Raw genomic sequence first — 20801 nt, forward strand, 5'->3', positions numbered from 1 at the left:
ATGGCTGACAAAACCGAAGAGACTAAGACTAAACCAAAAGAAATTACCGTTATTCCGACTGCTTCTGAACCGATTGCCAAGAAAAAGAAAGCATTTGGGAATCGCGAAAATGCTCATAGCAACCAAGCAGACAAAGATATTCTAATGTCAGTGGTAATTCCATTGTTGGATGAAGAGGAATCTTTGCCCGAATTATCATTAATGCTTGAATCCGAATTGCGTAAAATCGCAGGAAGCAAATGGGAAGTCATTTTTATAGATGACGGCTCAACAGATAAATCCTTCGAGGTAATCAAGGAAATCAACAAACGAAACAAACGATTTAAGTGTATCAGATTTCGACGCAATTACGGCAAATCTGCCGCTCTTGCTGTTGGTTTCAGACAGGCACGCGGCAAATATGTCGCAACCATGGATGCCGATTTGCAAGACGACCCCAAAGAATTGGAGAATTTGCTTAACAAAATTAAAGAAGGGTACGACTTGGTGTCGGGATGGAAAAAGAAGCGTTATGACCCTATATCTAAAACATTACCCTCAAAGTTTTTCAATTTTGTTACATCAATTGCGAGCGGAATCAAATTGCACGATTTTAACTGCGGATTGAAACTTTACAGGCGCGAAGTTGTAAAAACGGTCAATGTTTATGGCGAGATGCACCGTTACATTCCTGCTTTGGCGCACTGGGAAGGCTTCAAGGTCACAGAATTGCCTGTTAGCCATCATCCTCGGCAATATGGAAAAACCAAATTTGGTCTTTCAAGGTTTGTCAACGGCTTTTTGGATTTGCTTACTGTATTGCTTACTACCAGATATATGAAGCGACCACTTCATTTCTTCGGAGCGACGGGTTCGCTGATTGCAATTCTTGGGCTATGTATCAATATTTATTTGACCATTGAATGGGCATTGGGAAATACTTATCTTAGTAATCGTCCCTTAGCTTTATTTGGAATCGGTATGATAATTGTTGGTGTCCAGTTCATATCAATAGGCTTGATTGCTGAAATCATCACCAAAGGATTGAATGAATCTCAGTCAATTAATTACAGTATCAAAGAAAAAATTTTATAAATGTAACAAACGACATTTATTTTTGTCTATACATTATATTAGAAACGAAAACGGAAAAAGAGAAAGATGTCAAAATACATAATCACAATATTCACTATACTTTTACTCAATGCCTCTATTTCTGAGGCTCAATTTCCGGGAGGCATTAAAGTTGCCCTCGGTCTTACAACCACATCGCTTTTGGGTGATAATCCCGCCAAACAACCTATGGTATATGTAACTGATGATGGATACGCGGTACTCGGTGGTGCTTTACGTGATGCTCAACCCGGTATCGAATTTCGGTTAACGATGCCGGTTGATAAAGAACAAAAATATTACGTACCTTTCAGTTTTGAATATTCATTCTTTACCGGACGAGAACGTCACAATTTAAGCCCACATATTGTAGAAATTTGGACACATTCTTTCGACCTTGCCAGTTTAAGTTCAGGATTGCACGTGAACTTCTACAAAATGGATTTTGCAAATGCTCAGATTTATGGAGGAATCGAAGGACGTGTTTCTTTCATCAATAATATTGAAACCCACAGAAATCGAGTATTTCTGCAACAAGTACAACCAGACTCTTCTTGGAATGAGATACCTAAAGCCAAGGCAACCAGATTTGGTGGTACCATAAGAGTGGGCGTTGAAGGTAAACTCCGTGATTTGGTTCACATAAATGCAGGCTTTGCCGTATCGGCTTTAAATTTAATCGGAAAGGAAGATGAAAGAGGCGAGTTATTTACTCCAAATAATATGTTTGAACTTCAAGAACCAACTGTGACGACTTTTCAAGTATTTATACTACTTCAATTAAATCTTTAGCTATGGATTTGACAATATACAAAAGCGATTGTAAGCATTTCCTTGGCTTCGTCCCTTGTAAACCGCACAAGCTCTACGGTGTTCATTGTGACGGATGCGAACACTATTCAAAAGTCGAAGGAAATATTCTTATTATCAAACTTGGAGCAATTGGCGACGTAATACGCACTACTCCTTTATTGCACAGATTATGGGCGGAATTCCCCAATCATCGTATTTGGTGGCTTACTTACAGCCCCGATATTATTCCTGCATCTGTCGATAGAGTGCTGAACTATGACGCTGAATCTGTCGAAATTTTGAAATCTATAAAATTTGATTTATTAATCAATTTAGATAAAGATTTGCAGGCTTGTGCGCTTGCTTCATCTGTCCAATCTCGCGTCAAACGCGGTTTCATTATGGGCAATGCTGTTCCGGCGCCGATTGATGAATTAGCAAATGGCAAATTCCTGACAGGACTATTCGATGATGTCAGTAAAGCAAATACCAAGTCTTACTTAGAAGAAATATTCGAAATATGCGGCTGGAAGTTCGCAGGTGAAGAGTATATCATGGATTGCGATACATCAGTCAAATGGGAGTTGCATAACCAAGGTAAACCCGTTATTGGCTTAAATACGGGCTGTGGTGCTCGATGGGTTTCGCGATTATGGTCTGATGCAAATTGGGTCGCTCTTATCGAAAAACTTCAAGATGCCGGTTATTTCCCATTATTGCTTGGTGGCAAGCAAGAGCACGAAAAAAACGAATCTTTTGCTGCTAAAACTAATTGTGCTTACCTCGGATATTTTTCTCTGCCAAATTTCATCTCATTAGTCAATCATTGCGATACGGTCGTTTCGGCGGTGACTATGGGCATGCACATTGCTATGGGGCTCAAAAAGAACCTCGTTTTGATGAATAATATTTTCAATCCCGCTGAATTCGAATTATACGGCAGAGGCGAAATTGTAATGCCCTCAAAGCCTTGCGAGTGCTATTTTACACCAAAATGCAAAAATACTGAATATTTTTGCATGGACTATCTAACTGTTGACGCCATATTTCAAGCCGTCCGTCGTACTATTAACTCCTAAATGCTTCTCAATAACATATTTGGATTTTAATGCCTTCTAAACGAAAAAAAGATATAATCATTAGGGATTTGAGCATCGAAGCAATCGGATTCGAAGGTGTTGCCGTTGGGCGACACGAGGAAATCGTTTGCTTTGTCAAAGGTGCCGTTCCCGGTGATGTGATTGATGCTAAAGTCAAACGCAAAAAGAAAAAATATTACGAATGTCGCGTAGAGCAAATTCACGAATTTTCTGCCGATAGGGTCGAACCACCTTGCATTCATTTCGGCGTTTGTGGTGGATGCACATGGCAGCAACTCGATTATGACAAGCAACTGTACTGGAAGCGTCGAAACATCGAAGATTTGTTCCGAAGAATTGCAAAAATCGAAGTCGGAGAATATTTGCCTTATCTTTATTCCGAGCATATGTATGGCTATCGCAACAAAATGGAATTTTCATTTTCGGCAAATAGATGGCTGACCGATGAGGAAATCGCAAAAGATGATGAAATTTCTGACAAAAATTTTGCTTTGGGTTTGCATTTACCCGGAAGATTTGATAAGATTCTGAATATCGAAAATTGTCATTTGCAGCAAAACACCGCAAATATTATATTGAATGAAGTCCGAACGCAAGGCTCTAAAGCCGGAATGAGCGCCTATCACGTCACTAAACATCACGGATTTTTGCGACACCTTACAATTCGTTATTCATTGGCACAAGATGCATTCATGGTTATTTTGACTACGGCTGAAATTTCAAGCGATTCCGAAATGAAGTTTGTGAACGATATTTGCCAACGATTAATCGAAATTATTCCGAATATGAAATCCTTTGTTCACGCTCTCAATATTTCGCATAATGCTGTAATGATTGAGTCCTACAAGGTTCTTCATGGTGATGAATATCTCGTTGAATCTGTTTGTGGCGTGGAATTCCGAATTTCGCCATTTTCATTTTTCCAAACAAATTCCTATATGTTGAATCCATTTATCGGCAAAATCGTCGAATCTGCTGCTATCCGTGCCGACGATATTGTTTGGGATTTATACTGCGGAACGGGTTCGATTTCATTGCCGGCATCAAAATCGGCAAAATCAGTTTATGGCTTGGAATTGTCCGAATCATCTATTGCAGATGCTAAAGCCAATGCCGAATTCAACGGAATTGAAAATTGCGTATTCTCGGTGCTTGATTTGCATGGCAAAAACGCAACTGAATCTATTTCGCAATTGCCGTCTCCTGATGTCATCATCGTTGACCCACCAAGAGCCGGAATTCAACAAAACATCATTGATATTTTGCTCAGTAGTGATTGCCGTAGAATTGTTTATGTAAGTTGCAATCCGGCAACTCAAGCTCGAGATTGTGCCCTTCTCACCGAAAAATACTCTGTTACTTCGATATTGCCTGTGGATATGTTCCCGCAGACTTATCACATCGAATCAATCGCAATTTTAGACCGGATTCAATGATTGAACTAAAAAAATATAATTTCAATATTTCGGAAATCTTCTATTCGATTCAAGGCGAAGGAACCCGCGCCGGTTTACCCTGCGTTTTTGTGCGATTGCAAGGTTGCAGGCTGCGTTGTTCGTGGTGCGACACGCCGTACGCTCTTGAAATTAATCAACAGGAAACGTTGATGACCGGCGCCGAAATTATCGAGAAAATAAAATCTTACGGATGTAATTTTGTCGAGTTCACTGGTGGCGAACCTTTTGAACAAGCTGATATTCACCATGTGATGCAATTTTTGGCTGACGAAGGATTCGTAGTGGCAGTTGAAACTTCGGGCTATATTGATTTAGCTTTCGCGGATAAACGGATTATAAAAATATTAGATGTCAAATGCCCGGATTCGGGGATGTCCAAGAAAAATAAATACGAAAATTTCGAATATTTGACTAAAATTGATGAAGTTAAATTTGTGATTGCCGATAGGGCAGACTATGAATTTGCAAAAGATATATGCAACAAATATTCACTCGAAAAAAAATGTGATTCGATATTATTTTCGCCTGTTTTTGGCAAAGTAGAAAATCTTGAATTGGCTGAATGGATTTTGGCAGATCGATTAAATGTCAGGATGCAAGTTCAGATGCACAAATACATTTGGCATCCCGAGAAACGCGGTGTTTAGCACTATTTGTGAATTGAACGGATTTTTAGTATTTCCACCAACATTTTGAATGAATCCGTAACAGGATTGACTTTGCTACGTTCGTCATTGTACCACTCCACGGGTAATTCTTTAATCTTGAAATTGAATTTTGATGCAAGAAATAATATTTCTACATCGAATCCAAAGCCATCAATTTTGGTGAGTGGAAAAATCGCCTGAACTGATTGTTGCGAAAATCCTTTGAAACCGCATTGTGTATCGCTAATGCCCTTGAATACAAGTGACTGGACAATTTTATTGAAGGTTTTGCCCATGAACTCACGATAAAATGGCTGGTGCTTCCTAATCAAATCACTTTCGATAGCTCGGCTGCCTATGCAAATATCATAACCATTTTTCAATTCGTGCAAAATTCGCGAAGTTTCGTAAATCGGAGTGGATAAATCAGCATCCGAAAATATGCAGTGCGTTCCGATTGATTCAAGCATCCCGCGTCGAACTACCGCTCCCTTGCCCAAGTTTTTGGGTTGGCAAATCAATTTTACTTGCGGGAATTTTGCGACAATTTCGGTAGTCTTGTCATTAGAACCATCGTCAACGACTATAATTTCGGTAGAATAATCTTGTTCCGCAAAATACTCAATAACCGTCTTGAGAGTCATCCCAATGCGGTTTTCCTCGTTATAAGCTGGTATCACGAAACTTAAGTCAACACTCATTTGGTTCTACTTTTTTTGATAATTTATTAAAGACAAATAAAGCAACAATTTAATGTTTTGTTTCAAAATAAGTGTGGCTGTTCACGATTTTGGGTCAGAGAACAGCCACATCATTCAAAAATTAATCTTCAAATCTAAAAATCCAATAAGTCCGGTGTGCTGTCTTGAGCCCCTTCTTGCAACTGCATAAGCTTTGCTCTGAGGGCTTGATTGCGATACTGGTCTTCGATTTTATCGGGTGAAAGATTTTGAATCATCTTTTCCAAAGTATCAATTGCAGCATCTTTGCCTTTGCTTGCAAGCACATTTTCGACTGTCATTTCATCGTTAAATCTGAATACTTCGATTAAATTGTATCGGATTTGGTCACGCTCTTGTTGGCTCAGATTTATATCGCCTCTCGAAATAATACCTTCCATATAAGCCCCAAGTCTGTTCATAATTTCGATTGCATTGTTGAACTCACCTTTGAGTTCATACATATATGCTGCTGCTTGGTGTGGACCGATACGTCGACCGAGTGCTTCGAAATAGAATATATTCGGATTTAGATAGGGCTTATTGATTAATTCCATCGAGGTCGCAATACACATATCCGCATATTTGAAAGCTTGTTCCTGCATACCCGCTGTTTCGTACATTTTTGCTATTCGCATTTCAAAATCTAATTCCAGTGGGAATTGTTCTGTCGAAATTAACTCGTCCATCTTGTCTAAGATTGCGATAGCTTTTTCCGGTTGATTTTGATTTTGCAACATATATGATGCATAAGTCAAATAGAGACTGCGATAGGTATTCATCAATCTGCGGTGAACTTCATCATAATAGATGCTCGGGGCGTTCAAATTACGCATTTTGAAACCGTATTTAAAATCGGTGCTGTAGTTGTCACTATTGTCAACGTTCATCAAAGATTTTTCCATTATATCGATATCCATCGAAAGTGAATTGCCTGTATTTTGGGGCACAGGGCAAATTCTCATCGCCATACCCTCGTAACGGAAGAATGCTTCTAAACCTGAATATGCGTCAGGACCTACAGTATTTGAGAAATAAACAGGACGTTCAAATCGAGTATTTTGCAAAATATTCAAAATCAGTTTGTCTTGGACTCTGAATAGGAAAATTTCTTTTCCTTCCATTTGGGTGTAATTTTTCCCTGTCCATTTGAATCTAAAATGTCCATCCGCAAGAATTGCCGGGTCATCAGTATATTTTTCGAGTATTTCGCGTTTCACCGGAATCGCAACATTTATTGCTTCCCCAAAATCATATGAAAGTGCCTTTGGGTCCGCTTCATCTTTAACTTGCAAACTGTCGTCTGCAAAAGTTAATGGAATTTTGTCAGTTCCCCAAGGTTGGCGGTTTTTCAATTGGTCAACGTACCATAATGTATTTCCAAGACTTAAATTTACAACTCTGACATCACGACGAACACCTACAACATCTTGGATAAACCATAGTGGGAATGTGTCGTTGTCGCCATTTGTGAATAATATAGCATTTGGTTCTACACTTTGCAAAATGTTGTACGAATAATCAAACGGTAAATAATTACCTGCACGACTATGAATTTTCCAACCACCAATCGCCATATTGACCGGAACTAATAATAATGAAAGAATTAGTACCGGAATTGCAATGGTTGTAGTCATTCTGCCTTTGCCGAGAGATTCCTTCAAACTAAATGCTCCCATGCCTATCCAAATACACCAGACAAAGAATGAGCCCGCGTAAAAATAATCTCGTTCACGCGGCTGAGGGTCTTGTTGGTTTTGGGCTAATGCTGTCAGCACACCCATCAATAAAAACATGATAAGATAGACAAACGCCATTTTCGGGTCTTTCTTGAAATGGAATATAAGCCCAATCAGCCCGAATAGCAAAGGTAATGCAAAAAATCTAACAGGGAATTGGTCTGCATAGCCTGATTTGTAGTTCAACGTTTGGATGTCAGGGTCTGATTTGTTTGAGAACCATGCCGTTCTCGCATCCTGAACGTCGCTCTTCCTACCGATGAAGTTCCAGCCGAAATATCGCCAATACATATGGTTCATCTGATATTTGACCAAATAGTTGATTTCGCCTGATGAATTGATTTTTGTAAATTCGTTCGTTCCTATCGCAGTTCCATCTTTTCTGCGAGCTTCGCCTCTTGATGGCGGATACCATTCACCGTAAACATAATTCCCTTTATCATCGCGACTGTTGTAAATACGGACAAACATATCGTCAGTTTGGTATCTTCGGGGCCAAGATGGTGCGTCACCGTATTGTTCACGACCAAGATAAGAAGTCAATCTTGTCAAATCTTTAGGTTCGTTTTCATTCATAGGTGGATTAGCATTAGAGCGGAGCAATATTTGTGTATATGTAGAATACCCGAATATCATAAGCAAAAATGCTGTTGCTGCTAGATTGAGCCAGTTAATTTTCTTCTTCATTCCGTAGAATAATGCGTAAGCAGCACCGATAATGGAGCCTATTGCTACTAATTGTAGGAATAATGAATTATCAATTGCATACTCGCGAGCTTGCGATTTGCCTGCTGTATGACCGGCTAAAAATGCCGGAATCCATTTTACGATTATAGGATAAATTAAGTAGAAGACTAAAACTGCAATTACTGTCATCAGTAAGAATGAGCCGATACTGAATTTGTACTTACGGTAATAGACAACCATTGCTATCGAAAATACTGTCAAAATACTGAGCAAGTGAACCCCAATTGATAGACCTATCAAATACGCAATTAGGAGTAAATATCGCTCATTACCGGGTTCGTTGGATTTTTCATTCCATATCATCATTAGCCAGACGATTGCAGCCACGAAAGTCAGAGACGTGGCATATACTTCGGATTCGACAGAGTTGAACCACATCGTATCGCTGAATGTCAAAGCGGCGGCGGCGACGAATGCAGAACCGTAAATAGCAATGGCTTCGCCCATATTTTCCGCTTTTTTGAAGAAATTATTAATCACCTTGACAGTAATTAAATACATGAAGAGCACCGAAAACGCACCCGAAAATACTGCAGCAAGGTTGACTCGCCAGCCCGAATCGCCAAAAGGTATCAATGTATGGAATACATTGCCTATCAGCAAAAATACAGGAGTTCCGGGAGGGTGGGGAACTTGTTGCCAAATTGCAGCGGAAGAAAATTCGCCGCAATCCCAAAATGGCACTGTCGGTTGAACTGTCATCAGATATACAATAGCGGCAAGTGTGAATGAGGCTGCCGCAAATATCCTGTGAAGGGTTTTCATATCCATCTAAAAATCCAAATTTATCATTAAAAATTACTTTCTGTGTAAATATGTAAAATCATAGACTTTAAATATAATTAATCTGTGTCTTATGGCAAAAGAGAATCTTAATTCTCACTTCTTTTTCGTAAGATTTACACCATTCTAACGTCATTATTTATATGAAAATGTTAATATATGTATATTTGCTTGTTTTTGTGGCTCTTAATTCGTGTAATGCCGAAAAAAGCCAACCAAAAACTGAAGCTAAAGGTGGCGAAATGTCTTACAAAAATTTTGATTCCGTAACTTTAGGCGGTGGATGCTTTTGGTGCGTCGAAGCTGTTTTTCAACGTCTCGAAGGCGTCGCAAAAGTCGTTTCTGGATATTCCGGTGGTAAAATTGAAAACCCAAGCTATAAACAAATCACCACCGGCACAACAGGTCATGCCGAAGTTATCAGAATTTATTATAATCCTGAAATTATCACCTTCGAGGAATTGCTCGAAATATTTTGGATGACTCACGACCCTACGACTTTGAATAGGCAGGGGGCAGATGTCGGTACTCAATACCGTTCTGTAATCTTTTACCATAATGATACGCAAAAGGAAATTGCCGAAAGATACAAAAAGCAACTCAACGATGCTAAAACTTTCGATTCGCCGATTGTGACTGAAATTAGCCCTTTGAGCAATTTTTACGAAGCCGAAGATTATCACCAAAATTATTACAACGATAACAGCCACCAACCTTACTGCTCCTTTGTCATTACGCCAAAGATTCAGAAATTGGAAAAACTATTTAAACAAAAGCTAAAAGATTAGTCTTGATTGTTTAAGTTGGTCTTTTTAAATTGCGATAGTATGTCAACTCCTGTTGCATTTTCAATCATTTCGCTCAGGTTTACCACAGCGCCCGGAATTTGATTGACAACTCGTGACATAGGTGTCGAATCGGAATTGCCCGAGTCAATAATGCTGATTTTGTCTATCTTAACGTCTTTGACTGTGCTAACTAATTGGCTGATGATATCAGGCAGCATATTGAGCATGAAAATTTTGTCGCCCTGCTCTTTTGCTGATAAATAAGCCGCAATTTTTTGGTTGATTACATGTATAGTTGCGTCGCCGTCAGCCAAAATGCTGGATGCCTTACCTTTTGCTTCCAATTCCATTGCTTCCATTTTAGCTTTTGCGGGTTCAATTACATCTGCCATTAGCCTCTTTTGCTGGAGTACAATTCGTTCTTCTTCGAGTTCTTGCTCAAATTTCACTTTAGCCTTGTGCCCTGCGACAACAGCTTCTTGTTCTTTTACAACGGCAGTTTTTTCGAGTTCGGCTTTTTTGATACGATACTGATTATTTTCGATTTCGATTTGTTGGTCAGCTTGAGCACGAGAAATCTTGACATTCTGGTCGGTGCTGATTTGAGCTTGTTCTATATTAAGTTTGGCAGTAGCTCTTGCTTTTTCTGAGCGTTCGCGAGAAAGTGCTTCGGCTTCTTCCGAGGCAGCTTTTTTGTTTGCTTCGGCAATGTAAATGTTTTGTGCAGTTAGAATCTGTGCTTGTTCAATCTCCAATTTTGCTTTAGTTTTTGCAATTTCGGCTCTCTCGCCACTTTGGGCTTGAGCTTCGAACGTTACAGCATCTTTCATGGCTTGTGCAATTGCAATGTTTTGTTGGGATTCTATTTGAGCCTTTTCGATGTTTTGTTTGGCTATTGCTTTTGCTTTTTCGGAACGTTCTAATGAAGTTGCTTCGGCTTCGCTGGATTCTGCCATTTGTTCAGCTTCGATTTTCTTGGCACGTGCAATCACCTCGGCGGTTTTACCACGACCGATTGAATTCAAATAATCATTATCATCGGAAATATTTGTGATTTTTAAAGTATCAAGTTGAAGTCCAAGTTTTTGAAGGTCAATTTCGGCTTCGTCCATCAAACTTTCTGCAAATTTCAATCTATCTTCGTTTACTTCTTCAGGAGTGAGTGAAGCCAATATTCCACGCAAATTACCTTCGAGAGTGTCTTTGGCAATTGCATGAATTTCGCGGTCGCTGCGAGTCAAAAATCTTTCGACAGCATTGCCGAATGCAGGTTCCGAAGAAGCGATTTTAATATTTGCAATTGCTTCTACACGCAAGGGAATACCGCCTTTGGAGTAGGCATTGCTAACTTGAAGTTCAATAGGAATTGTTTCGAGCGACATGCGAGTTGCTTTTTCGAGCAATGGAATTTTGAAAGTTCTTCCGCCACGAATCGCCCGATAGCCAACAGTTTCGCCTGTTTCGATTTTACGTTTCCTGCCCGAAAGTATAATTACTTCGTTCGGATGAGCAATTAACAGCATTCTGCTTATCATAAAAAGTATTGTGACTATGGAAACTGCCCCAATCGCAACTAAAGTTAAAATTAATTCAAGCATTATTTATCCTTAAAATATTTATAAATCTGATTTTGTAATTATCGCATCATTGCCGGAGAAATCAATCACAAGGATTGTCTCGCCTATTTTCAATTCATCATCGTCTGAGGTTTCGGAAACGAGTGCCGTCAGCTCTATCGTTCCCGATGAAGTATTTATCAAGACTTTACCACGTTTATTTTTTGTAGCTGGCAATACTACTTTGCCTACCCTACCGCTAAGGCTTCTGATAGAGATTGATTGACCGGAATCCGAATTTTTGATATATTTCATAAAGGCATACCCAAATCCGGCAGAAAACACGCCCATCGTCATTGACGACAGAAAAGTGACAATAGAGTTGGTGTCGAGCCAATGCAAGACAGAGCCGGTCAATCCGAAAAATGTCAGGAAGAAGATGATATTTCTGATACTGAAAAACTGAGCGGCTTCAGCCATCAAGCCGTGCGAAGGAATATCACCATGTCCCAAGTCTCCTGTGTCATGGCTCAGGTCTGTATCGTGAGTGACATCCGGTGAATCGCTGTCTGAATCGGAAAACATGGAGAATCCGAGAAATATTCCGCCAAATATCAGTGCTGCTAAGTATAATGCAAGCATAAGTATTTAACCGATTGTTTTTTTATAATCAACTAATTTAAGAAAAAATTTGATTTATCCGACATAGCATGCTATAAATTCTTTTATTTTGGCAAGAGGACTAATGTCATCGCCTTCGGGCAAGATTATCATGAAATGGTCGTCGCCTTCGTTGCCCTTTAGCGTATATTTCCCCCGAACAATTACTTTAAATACAGGTTTGTTCATATCAGTGATGTAAACAAGTTTGCCCAATTTAGCTAAGTAATCTATAAAATTCTTGTTGATTGTATCATTCAAATAAGCTGAATGAACGTTACGACCTTCCAAGCACCCTTCCTCATATTCAAAATAGATAACTTTCATATCAAATTTTCTTCATTATCTGCAATCTTTTTGATAGCATTGATTGTGTAATCAACTTCTTCATCGGTAGTGAAAAAAGATGGGCTAATTCTGACTGCTCCGAGAGGGTCAGTCCCGATATATTTTCGAATGACCGGCGAACACATCAATCCCGACCGAGCAACAATATCGTAATTTGTCTCAAGCCAGTAATGCACTTCTTCAGGGGGTAATTTGCCTATATTAAAGCTCAAAAGTGTGTCGCTGTTGTTAATGCTCGAATAATACAGTTTGATACCGCGATAATCTACAAGCGACTCAGCGAATTTTTTGATGATAGATACTTTTCTTGAGTGAATTTTGTCGATACCTGTAGCTATTATCCACGCGATTCCGGCATTGAGTGAGATAATTCCGGGAATGTTCAGCGTACCGGATTCGTATTTATATGGCAACTCTTGTGGCTGGCTCAAGGAATCGCTCTTGAATCCTGTGCCGCCAAATTTGAGTGGTTCGGGATTTTGGTCTTTCCTTATGAACAATCCGCCGCACCCTTGCAAACCATACAATGATTTATGTCCTGTAAATGCAAAATAGTGGCAGTTCAATTTCTGCAAGTCAATTGGGATTACACCTGCTGTTTGCGAACCGTCTATAACTAATATGCAATCATGCCGCTCGGCAATTTCCGAGATAGCTTGAATATCAGTCATCGCTCCGGTGATATTGGAGCAATGATTGATGGCAATCATCTTTGTGTCTGTTTTGATAGCTTTTTCGATATCATTTGTCGAAACATTGCCAAACTCATCGCAAGCGACAATAGTCAATTCAATTCCATAATCTTTCTTAAGTTTTTCTAAAGGTCTATATACCGAATTATGCTCGATAGCCGTTGTTACTATGTGGCATTTTTCTTTGATTGAGCCGAGAATCGCCAAATTGAGCGCTTCGGTGCTTCCTGAAGTAAATACAAGATTGTGGGATTGCGACCCGTTAAAGAAATCGGAAATCAAAGTCCTTGTAGTGCTTACAATCGAGCCTTTACCTTTGTCTATACCGCTTCTTCCGTAATTACCGGGCAATACGTTCAAATGTTCAATTAGCGACTCAGTCACCTCGGGAGGCTTCGGAAAACTCGTCGAACCGTTATTTAAATAAATTTTCATTTGAGTCTTTGTTAATTTTATACCAAAATACGATATTTTATTGGACTTGATTTGTATATTTTTATTATTTTGGCACGGTAATTACAGCTAATACGTTAAAACAATTTATATATGGAAAATTCTAAAACAGATAGGCAATTATATTACAAATTAACTAACCATAACCTTGGTCAGTATTTGATTTTTATGCTCATTTTCTCAGTTATACTTTTCTTTGCTTTCCATGGAATTTTACAGGTCATGGAGGAAACGGTTATTGAGAAATATCTCGAAGGAAAAGTGTATAATACCGGGCAACTTGTTAGTATGCAAAAAGAGAGCCGCAGCGCAGAAAAAGCTACGTCGTATTATTCTTCTTGGGCAATTGATATTTATATCGGTACAAGTCAAGAATCACGATATTGGCTAAATCCGACTTTGTCTCTAATCTTGCCCATTTCATTATTGTCAGTATGGCTCACATTGATTATCTCCTCATTTATGCCAATTAGTTTAGGACTTATCCGGCATAAAATCGAGCGAGAAATAATTCATGTGCTTGATAACATTCATTATAAAATTCACGGATTTTATTCAACTGACGAAAACCGTGAATTGATGAACGAAATAAAAACTGCAGATACTCGTGCTGCGCATGATTTTGCCGAACGTTGGAATTTGCTTCACGAAGATATTTCATCGCTTCAAAAAGTATTGTTTTGGTTGCATGGCAGCGTTAGCTACAAAATATTCCACCCATGGAGCGGACTCAAATTCTATCTCAGATTTTATTTTACCGAAAAATATAGCAACATAATTTTGGGCTTGGTTTATATTGGCGCTGCGGTGTTGATTATAATAATAGGTATGAGAGGCTTGAAGTTTATTCCTTCCACTCAACCATCGCTTGTGTTTTTCGCACTTGGGCTGGAATTTTCGGTTTTGCTTACATATGCTTTTTCGGTAATGTACAGCCGGAATGAAAACGAGTCGGAACAAGACAAGAACAAGGAAAATCAGTATGCCGGAAATTATATTTTATCGGACGAATTTGGCAATTCGAAAGAAGTTGAAAATTTGCTCCGAGCTTTTATTAGGTCGCCAAAACCCGAAAGAATTTCTGAAAAAAGAGAATAGGCAATATAGATGACTGACCAATTTCCGGGTGAATTTGATTGCATGGTCATCGGGGCACATCCTGACGATGCAGAGCTATGCTGTGGAGGTACAATTGCCAAGCTGACATCGGAAGGCAAAAAAGTAGTTCTTGTGGATTGCACCAAAGGCGAAATGGGCACTCGCGGCAGTGATGAATTGCGTCTTCGCGAGGCTGAAGTAGCCGCTAAAATTCTTGGAGTCCACGAAAGAATCAATCTCGGATTCCGAGATGGATTCATAAAAATTGATGAAGAGCATCTATACCCAATGGTTCAAACTATTCGGAAGTATCGACCGAAAATCATTCTCATTCATCCTTGGTTCGAAAGACACCCCGACCACGAAAATATGCACAGATTATTCCGTGATGCGATGTTCAAATGCGGTTTACGCAAATTTGCCACTGAAAATGACGGTAAAGCACAAGAAATTTTCCGTACTCGCCGAATATTTTGCTATCAACAAGCTTATCAATTGCCACGGTTACCTGACTTTTTTGTGGACATTACCGACGTACATGAGATTAAAATGCAGGCTATCAAAGCGTTTTCATCTCAGGTTTTTGTTCCCGGTCAATACGAAAACGAACCACGAACGCGTTTGTCAAGTCCCGAATTTATGGAAGAATTAATCGCTCGTGCTCGCTATTTCGGCGGATTGTGCGGTGTGAAATATGCAGAATCTTTTTTGTCCGTAGAGCCGATTCTACTCGGGAGCATGTCACGCTTTTTGTGAGAAGGGAGGGGGAGAATGTTTTAGAAAATCTTAATCATTGAACAAGTTAATATAAGGCTCGTAGATAAAAATACGGTTTCGGTGATTACCTGAAAATTCTTTGAGTAATTGTTTTTGTTCAAATAAATTGATTAAATCACCTGCAGCTTTTGGACTTAGTCCACATATTTCTTGTACATCTTTAACATCCACTAAAGGTTGTTTCAGCAAGTTGTTGTGAAGTATCAAGCCAGTTTTGATTCTCTTTCCAAATTCATTCTGAATCATATGTTCGGACTCGATTTTTAGTTCAATAATATTGCTGAGGGTTTCAACTGCTTGCTTGGCTGTTAGAGCTATTCCTACTAAAAAGTATTTTATCCATTGTAGTATGTCATTATGTGTTCGTACTCTTGTAAGATTGTCATAATAAAGATTTTTATCTTTTTCAAAGTAACTTGATAGATAAAGCAGTGGTTTTGCTAACACTTTTTTTTCTATTAAAAAAAGCGTGATGAGCAATCTCCCTATTCTACCGTTTCCATCTAAAAAGGGGTGTATTGTTTCAAATTGATAATGGATAATTGCAGCTTTAATAAGCATCGGGATTGAAAAGTTTTCGTTGTGAATAAAGTTTTCTAAATCACTCATAAGTTCGCTTAGGTGGTCGGCGTGAGGTGGAATAAAAACTGCATCTGATAGTGATTTACCTCCAATCCAATTTTGACTACGTCTGTATTCACCCGGTGTTTTCTTTTCTCCCCTCACACCTTGCATTAAAACATGATGTGTTTTCAGAATCAGCCTTGAAGAGATAGGTAATTCATTTAATTCCTTGATGGCTTCGTTCATTGCTTGTGTATAGTTTTGAACTTCCTGCCAATCATCTTTACGTTCAGGATTGACATTTTCCTTTTGCAAAAAAGCTTCATCAAAATGTGTTTGTGTGCCTTCTATCTTGCTTGAGACTACAGCTTCTTTTGTGATATGCATGTGAATAAATAAGTCAATATTGGGAACTAACTTTGCATAAGAATTGAGCTGTCCTAACTGATAGGAGGCATTTTCTATCAATTTATTAATTTGAACATCGCTCCAAAACCATTCAGTATTTATAAAGTTAGGTACAAAATATTTATAGTCTATACTTTGTCTTATCTCGCCCGCTTTATATTTCTCTATTTGTATCATTTCATTTTTCCTTCTAAAGTAAAATAGCGAGTTCCTTATTTTACTTTAACACTGTTAAAGTAAAATAGCGAGTTCCTTATTTTACTTTCGACTATGTTATTTATAGAATTCATATAACAATTTGCTCACTTATCTCAAATTTTCATAAAATGGTTTATAAAACTAAGTAAAAATCAGCATTTTGCAAAATTTATTTTTGTTAATAGTTATACTTAAAAAAAATAGCTACCCTTTTGGAGGCAGCTATTTTGTAAACTTATATCAAAATGCGATTACATGCTTTCGACTCTGACGCTATTCAAAAATGTTTTGAAAGTGTCAATTTCTTTGCTCAAAACTGATTTTGGTCCGAAAACTTTGAAGTAATACGGTCCTTCCGATGAGGGAACGATTGCAGCAAGAACCATGTAATCAGCAGTCGGGACAAATTCCTGTGCCATCGGGAAAGGCTTGAGATTATAAGTGCCTTCCAAAATCACGAAATCGGTTTTGCCGTCATTCATTTTGATAACGGACGAATTATCAAGTTTGTTGAACTCATTTTTCCAACGTTCGATATTATCAGCAGCCAAATCTTGTTCGCCAAAAAAGAACCCTGTAACTTTGAGCGAATTATCCGCTTTCAAGGCATATTGCACTACTCTCATCGATGACGATGGAGCTTCGCGTATCCACGTACTTGGAGACGTGAAGGTTAAATTCGACAATTTCAATGTAGGGTCTTCGGGGTCGAAATCCGGGTCGCCGGAAGCTAATTGGTCGAGCATCATTGTATGGTCAGGCATTACGCCGAGATGCGGGTCAACATTGGACATATCTGCATGTGGGTCTGTTTCTGCTTCTTGCTCCTTTTCACCACATGATATGATTAAAGCGATACTTGCAAATAAAATCAGTAAATTTTTCATATTTATCCTCAAAAATATATTACTCAAAAAGACTATTAACGTTTTTACAATTTATTATTTTGATTCATCAGGAGCCGGAGGAACAGTGATTTTCTTCACAGGATTCAACCTTAGTTCCTCAAGCAATACCTCAATCGCTTTATCGAGCGATGGGTCTATTCCCTTAGCTGTCAAATCAGGGCGGTCAACCACTTCAATGTCGGGCTCAACGCCGTGATTTTCGATTATCCAATTGCCGTCAGGGTCCATAATTCTAAATGTTGGTATATTCAAAAATCCACCATCAACGAATGCAGGATTGCCGGAAATACCAATCAATCCGCCCCATGTGCGAGTACCGATTAATTTGCCAAGTCCCAATGACTTGAAATAATAGGGGAAAGCGTCGCCACCCGAACTTGAGTATCCGTTAATCAGACATGCTTTAGGACCCTTGTGCGAAAATGTCGGGTCGGGCAATGGGTCTAATCCGCGTCTCGCCCAATAATTCAATACGCGACGTTCGAGAAGTTTTATCATCATGCTCGGGATAAATCCGCCGCCATTCCAACGGTCATCGAAAATTAAGGCATCTTTGTCCACTTGTGGATAAAACCAACGGTAAAGCTCGCGATTTCCTTCAATGTGTGTGTTTGGTAGCCAAATATAACCGATTTTACCGCCGGATTTTTCGGCTACATATTCACGATTTTTGGTTACCCAATCTAAAAAGCGAAGTTCAGATTCGGAGTTGATTGTTTTGATTTTGTATTCGCGTGCTCCGGCTTTGTCGGGCTTGCTGTTTACTTGAATTGTAACTACCTTTCCGGCTTTATTCTGCAAATATTTGTAGGGATTTTCTTTTGTCAAGATTTCTTCGCCATCAATGCTGATTAAGTAATCGCCTTGCTTGACGTCCACACCGATTTCGGTAAGTGGCGAACGCCATACATCGTGCCAATTTTCACCAATGAAAATTTTCTCGATTTTGTAATATTTGCTGCCATCATTAGCAAATTCGCATCCCAACATTCCGCCTTCGAATCTTTCGACTTGGGCTTCATCGCCTGAATTAACATATGTATGACCTGCATTTACTTCTCCGATTAACTCACCGAGAATGAAATCCAAATCATTGCGATGTGCCACGGATGGCAATAATTGTTCATATTTTTTGCGTATTTGCTCCCAATCGTATCCGTGCATGTTTGGGTCGTAGAACCAATCTCTCATCAATCTCCAAGCGTCTGCATAAATCTGATTCCATTCTGCTTGAGGTTCGATTCTCATTATCAAGTTGTCCATATTGAGTTTGCCGTCATCAGCTTTTTGGCTTGGGCTGTTTTTGCAAATTCCCCACGCACCACCCGACAAATAGAGTATTGATGAACCATCAGCAGATATTTCGTAAGTTTGAACGCCTGTCATGATTTCGCTTTCTTTGCCTTCGGCTAAATCATACTGCATCAGAGTTGAATTTTTCTGGTAATATAATTTTCCTTTAAAGAATGACAAGTTTCCATAACCTGCATTTGCGAGTGGCAGGCTTTGAATTCGTCGAGCGAAGTTCTCTTGTTTGATTTTAACTACGACGCTTTCATCAGTTTTTTTATCATCGGCGCTTTTTTCAACTTCATCAGTTTTATATTCAAATACTGCCGGAATGCCATCGTCAAGTGCGGCGTAGTAAATTTTAGTTGGATTAGTGTAAAAATAATCAAATTCGTAGCCGGAAAAAGACAAGTTGTAATCACGATTTGACAAAAAGAACATGTATTTACCATCATCGGAAAATATAGGGTCGTAATTATTTGCAAATCCGTCTGTAAGCAAAAAAGTTTTGTTTTGGTCAAGTGAGTAAACATAAATTTGTGTCAGGAAGTTTTCGCTTTCCTTTACATATACTATCCATTTGCTGTCGGGCGACCAACGGTAGAAAGTCATATCTGTATATAATCCACGGTCAACATCTGTAATTTTGCCGCTTGACATATCTATCCATCTGAGCATTTGGTCTTTATCGCCGTAAGCCATTTTCTTGCTGTCGGGCGACCATGTGGGGGCGAATCTCCAGCGATTTGAATTCTTGGTGATTTGCTTAGGTTTTTCTGAGCCATCATTATTAATGGTATAAAGTTCGTATTCGCCTGTTTCATCAGAATAATATGCAATCGTTTTGCCATCGGGTGACCAAGTCGGATATATTTCTCTCACTCCCGAAGTTTTCGTCAAATTATAAGTTTCGCCGATTTTTGCAGGAACTGAAAATAAATCTCCGCGTGCATCAAAAACTGCTCGTTTGCCGTTTGCAGATATTGAACCGGATTGGATGTTGCTTTTGACATTTTTGAAATATGGAACTGAGAGTCCCCCGTCGTTTGCAATGTTGATTGTCAATGCTTGGGTAGTTTTAGTATCGGGATTGAGCTTCCAAATTCTGCCACCACATTGATAAACAATTCCTCCGGGACCACTCGAGGGCCATAGCACATCAAAATCGTCATGAGTTGTGATTTTTTCTGTAGTTTTAGTTTTGGTATCATAAGCAAAAATGTTGAGAGTGAAATCTCTGTCGGAAGTGAAATAAACTTTGTCACCATGCCATACGGGCATATTATCAGTCATTAAATGGTTTGTTATTTGCTCGGCATTCATCGTTTTCAAATCATAAATCCAAACATCTTGAGCTCGTCCGCCACGATGTCGTTTCCATGTACGCCATTCGCGAGCAATAGGTGTAAATGCCAATTTGGTACCATCGGGAGAGTAATCTGCATAACCGCCTTCAATTAAGGGCAGTGGGGTTTCCAATCCACCTTCGACAGGGACAGTAAAGTATTTCCCATTTCGCTTGCTCCATGGAGTCCGATTTGCGATAAATAAAATATTTTTTCCGTCGGGAGTCCAACCCAGAACTTGGTTGTCGAATCCACCTCTCGGAGGCATTACACCAACATCATTATAATAAGTAAGCTGGGTAGGCATTCCACCTTCAGCCGGCATGACATATACTTGCCGAGTGCCGGTATATTCTGCCGAGAAGGCAATCCATTTTCCATCCGGAGAGAATTTCGGAAAGAGTTCTTTGCCGGAGTGCGAAGTCAGTTGCCGGGCTGTTCCGCCGGTTGAAGAGGCAACATAAATATCGCCGCCATAAACAAAGGCAATTTTGTCATTATGAATATCAGGGAATCTCAACATTCTTGTACCGGCTAGAACAGTAGCGGGTATAAGCATCAACAGTATCAATGCAAGACGCAATTTCATTAAACATTCCTAAATTATTTTTTTTGCAAATTTTTCAATTACAATTTTAA

General features: G+C 39.2%; 17 protein-coding genes. 8 read left to right on the forward strand and 9 right to left on the reverse strand.

Translation table 11 applies throughout. From position 1 onward, the window contains the following. From M9949_05675 to M9949_05695, 5 genes are all read left to right on the forward strand, one after another. Window positions 1-1074 carry a glycosyltransferase family 2 protein gene (locus M9949_05675; GenBank protein MCO5250894.1) on the forward strand — a complete coding sequence of 358 codons (1074 nt, stop codon included), beginning with the start codon at window positions 1-3 and terminating at the stop codon, window positions 1072-1074. Window positions 1075-1140: 66 nt separating this feature from the next. Further along, the gene (locus tag M9949_05680) at window positions 1141-1884 is read left to right on the forward strand and encodes a hypothetical protein (GenBank protein ID MCO5250895.1); all 744 of its coding nucleotides are present in this window, start codon (window positions 1141-1143) and stop codon (window positions 1882-1884) included. Window positions 1885-1886: 2 nt separating this feature from the next. Beyond that, the gene (locus M9949_05685) at window positions 1887-2963 is read left to right on the forward strand and encodes a glycosyltransferase family 9 protein (protein MCO5250896.1); all 1077 of its coding nucleotides are present in this window, start codon (window positions 1887-1889) and stop codon (window positions 2961-2963) included. A gap of 29 nt (window positions 2964-2992) precedes the next feature. Beyond that, entirely contained in the window at window positions 2993-4420 is a 1428-nt protein-coding gene (gene rlmD / locus M9949_05690; protein MCO5250897.1) for a 23S rRNA (uracil(1939)-C(5))-methyltransferase RlmD, read from the forward strand. Next, window positions 4417-5088: a 7-carboxy-7-deazaguanine synthase QueE gene (locus M9949_05695; GenBank protein MCO5250898.1), complete on the forward strand. Its 672-nt coding sequence runs from the start codon at window positions 4417-4419 to the stop codon at window positions 5086-5088. The genes rlmD and M9949_05695 overlap by 4 nt, the downstream gene beginning before the upstream one ends. Window positions 5089-5090: 2 nt before the next feature. Here the strand turns inward: M9949_05695 and M9949_05700 are convergent, their stop codons facing one another. Both M9949_05700 and M9949_05705 read right to left on the reverse strand, forming a co-directional pair. Further along, on the reverse strand, window positions 5091-5789 hold the full coding sequence (locus tag M9949_05700; GenBank protein ID MCO5250899.1) for a glycosyltransferase family 2 protein: 699 nt from the start codon (window positions 5787-5789) through the stop codon (window positions 5091-5093). 134 nt (window positions 5790-5923) lie between these two features. Then, entirely contained in the window at window positions 5924-9064 is a 3141-nt protein-coding gene (locus M9949_05705; protein ID MCO5250900.1) for a DUF2723 domain-containing protein, read from the reverse strand. Between the two features lie 155 nt (window positions 9065-9219). Here M9949_05705 and msrA point away from each other — a divergent pair, with 155 nt between their 5' ends. Then, the gene (msrA, locus tag M9949_05710; GenBank protein MCO5250901.1) at window positions 9220-9864 is read left to right on the forward strand and encodes a peptide-methionine (S)-S-oxide reductase MsrA; all 645 of its coding nucleotides are present in this window, start codon (window positions 9220-9222) and stop codon (window positions 9862-9864) included. Here msrA and M9949_05715 read toward each other — a convergent pair. Genes M9949_05715 through M9949_05730 form a run of 4 tightly spaced genes read right to left on the reverse strand, consistent with a single transcriptional unit; the run spans window position 9861 to window position 13555 of the window. Next, window positions 9861-11462, reverse strand: coding sequence for an SPFH domain-containing protein (locus M9949_05715; GenBank protein MCO5250902.1), 1602 nt, complete (start codon window positions 11460-11462; stop codon window positions 9861-9863). The genes msrA and M9949_05715 overlap by 4 nt on opposite strands. An 18-nt stretch (window positions 11463-11480) precedes the next feature. Beyond that, window positions 11481-12062, reverse strand: coding sequence for a DUF1449 family protein (locus M9949_05720; GenBank protein MCO5250903.1), 582 nt, complete (start codon window positions 12060-12062; stop codon window positions 11481-11483). A gap of 54 nt (window positions 12063-12116) precedes the next feature. Then, a complete protein-coding gene (locus tag M9949_05725) occupies window positions 12117-12407 on the reverse strand; it encodes a hypothetical protein (protein MCO5250904.1) in 291 nt (96 codons plus the stop codon). Beyond that, on the reverse strand, window positions 12404-13555 hold the full coding sequence (locus M9949_05730) for an aminotransferase class V-fold PLP-dependent enzyme (protein ID MCO5250905.1): 1152 nt from the start codon (window positions 13553-13555) through the stop codon (window positions 12404-12406). Before M9949_05730 ends, M9949_05725 begins: the two co-directional genes overlap by 4 nt. Before the next feature lie 111 nt (window positions 13556-13666). Here M9949_05730 and M9949_05735 point away from each other — a divergent pair, with 111 nt between their 5' ends. Together M9949_05735 and bshB1 are read left to right on the forward strand one after the other, a co-directional pair. Beyond that, the gene (locus M9949_05735) at window positions 13667-14671 is read left to right on the forward strand and encodes a hypothetical protein (GenBank protein MCO5250906.1); all 1005 of its coding nucleotides are present in this window, start codon (window positions 13667-13669) and stop codon (window positions 14669-14671) included. A 9-nt stretch (window positions 14672-14680) separates the two neighbouring features. Next, window positions 14681-15427, forward strand: coding sequence for a bacillithiol biosynthesis deacetylase BshB1 (gene bshB1 / locus M9949_05740; protein MCO5250907.1), 747 nt, complete (start codon window positions 14681-14683; stop codon window positions 15425-15427). A 30-nt stretch (window positions 15428-15457) separates the two neighbouring features. On the opposite strand, the gene M9949_05745 is transcribed toward bshB1, so the two are convergent. From M9949_05745 to M9949_05755, 3 genes are all read right to left on the reverse strand, one after another. Continuing rightward, window positions 15458-16594 carry a Fic family protein gene (locus tag M9949_05745; protein ID MCO5250908.1) on the reverse strand — a complete coding sequence of 379 codons (1137 nt, stop codon included), beginning with the start codon at window positions 16592-16594 and terminating at the stop codon, window positions 15458-15460. Between the two features lie 275 nt (window positions 16595-16869). Continuing rightward, window positions 16870-17505 (reverse strand): hypothetical protein, encoded by a 636-nt coding sequence (locus M9949_05750; protein MCO5250909.1) that lies wholly within the window; start codon window positions 17503-17505, stop codon window positions 16870-16872. A 54-nt stretch (window positions 17506-17559) separates the two neighbouring features. After that, on the reverse strand, window positions 17560-20751 hold the full coding sequence (locus M9949_05755; protein ID MCO5250910.1) for a PDZ domain-containing protein: 3192 nt from the start codon (window positions 20749-20751) through the stop codon (window positions 17560-17562). Window positions 20752-20801 lie beyond the last annotated feature (50 nt).

Origin of the sequence: Candidatus Kapaibacterium sp. (assembly GCA_023957315.1) — a bacterium.
Taxonomy (GTDB): Bacteria; Bacteroidota; Ignavibacteria; order Kapaibacteriales; family UBA2268; genus PGYU01.

What these genes read in the sequence shown, in the direction of transcription:
- M9949_05675 (MCO5250894.1), top strand. Translation starts at nt 1, where the DNA reads ATGGCTGACAAAACCGAAGAGACTAAGACTAAACCAAAAGAAATTACC.
- M9949_05680 (MCO5250895.1), top strand. Translation starts at nt 1,141, where the DNA reads ATGTCAAAATACATAATCACAATATTCACTATACTTTTACTCAATGCC.
- M9949_05685 (MCO5250896.1), top strand. Translation starts at nt 1,887, where the DNA reads ATGGATTTGACAATATACAAAAGCGATTGTAAGCATTTCCTTGGCTTC.
- rlmD (MCO5250897.1), top strand. Translation starts at nt 2,993, where the DNA reads ATGCCTTCTAAACGAAAAAAAGATATAATCATTAGGGATTTGAGCATC.
- M9949_05695 (MCO5250898.1), top strand. Translation starts at nt 4,417, where the DNA reads ATGATTGAACTAAAAAAATATAATTTCAATATTTCGGAAATCTTCTAT.
- M9949_05700 (MCO5250899.1), bottom strand. Translation starts at nt 5,789, where the DNA reads ATGAGTGTTGACTTAAGTTTCGTGATACCAGCTTATAACGAGGAAAAC.
- M9949_05705 (MCO5250900.1), bottom strand. Translation starts at nt 9,064, where the DNA reads ATGGATATGAAAACCCTTCACAGGATATTTGCGGCAGCCTCATTCACA.
- msrA (MCO5250901.1), top strand. Translation starts at nt 9,220, where the DNA reads ATGAAAATGTTAATATATGTATATTTGCTTGTTTTTGTGGCTCTTAAT.
- M9949_05715 (MCO5250902.1), bottom strand. Translation starts at nt 11,462, where the DNA reads ATGCTTGAATTAATTTTAACTTTAGTTGCGATTGGGGCAGTTTCCATA.
- M9949_05720 (MCO5250903.1), bottom strand. Translation starts at nt 12,062, where the DNA reads ATGCTTGCATTATACTTAGCAGCACTGATATTTGGCGGAATATTTCTC.
- M9949_05725 (MCO5250904.1), bottom strand. Translation starts at nt 12,407, where the DNA reads ATGAAAGTTATCTATTTTGAATATGAGGAAGGGTGCTTGGAAGGTCGT.
- M9949_05730 (MCO5250905.1), bottom strand. Translation starts at nt 13,555, where the DNA reads ATGAAAATTTATTTAAATAACGGTTCGACGAGTTTTCCGAAGCCTCCC.
- M9949_05735 (MCO5250906.1), top strand. Translation starts at nt 13,667, where the DNA reads ATGGAAAATTCTAAAACAGATAGGCAATTATATTACAAATTAACTAAC.
- bshB1 (MCO5250907.1), top strand. Translation starts at nt 14,681, where the DNA reads ATGACTGACCAATTTCCGGGTGAATTTGATTGCATGGTCATCGGGGCA.
- M9949_05750 (MCO5250909.1), bottom strand. Translation starts at nt 17,505, where the DNA reads ATGAAAAATTTACTGATTTTATTTGCAAGTATCGCTTTAATCATATCA.
- M9949_05755 (MCO5250910.1), bottom strand. Translation starts at nt 20,751, where the DNA reads ATGAAATTGCGTCTTGCATTGATACTGTTGATGCTTATACCCGCTACT.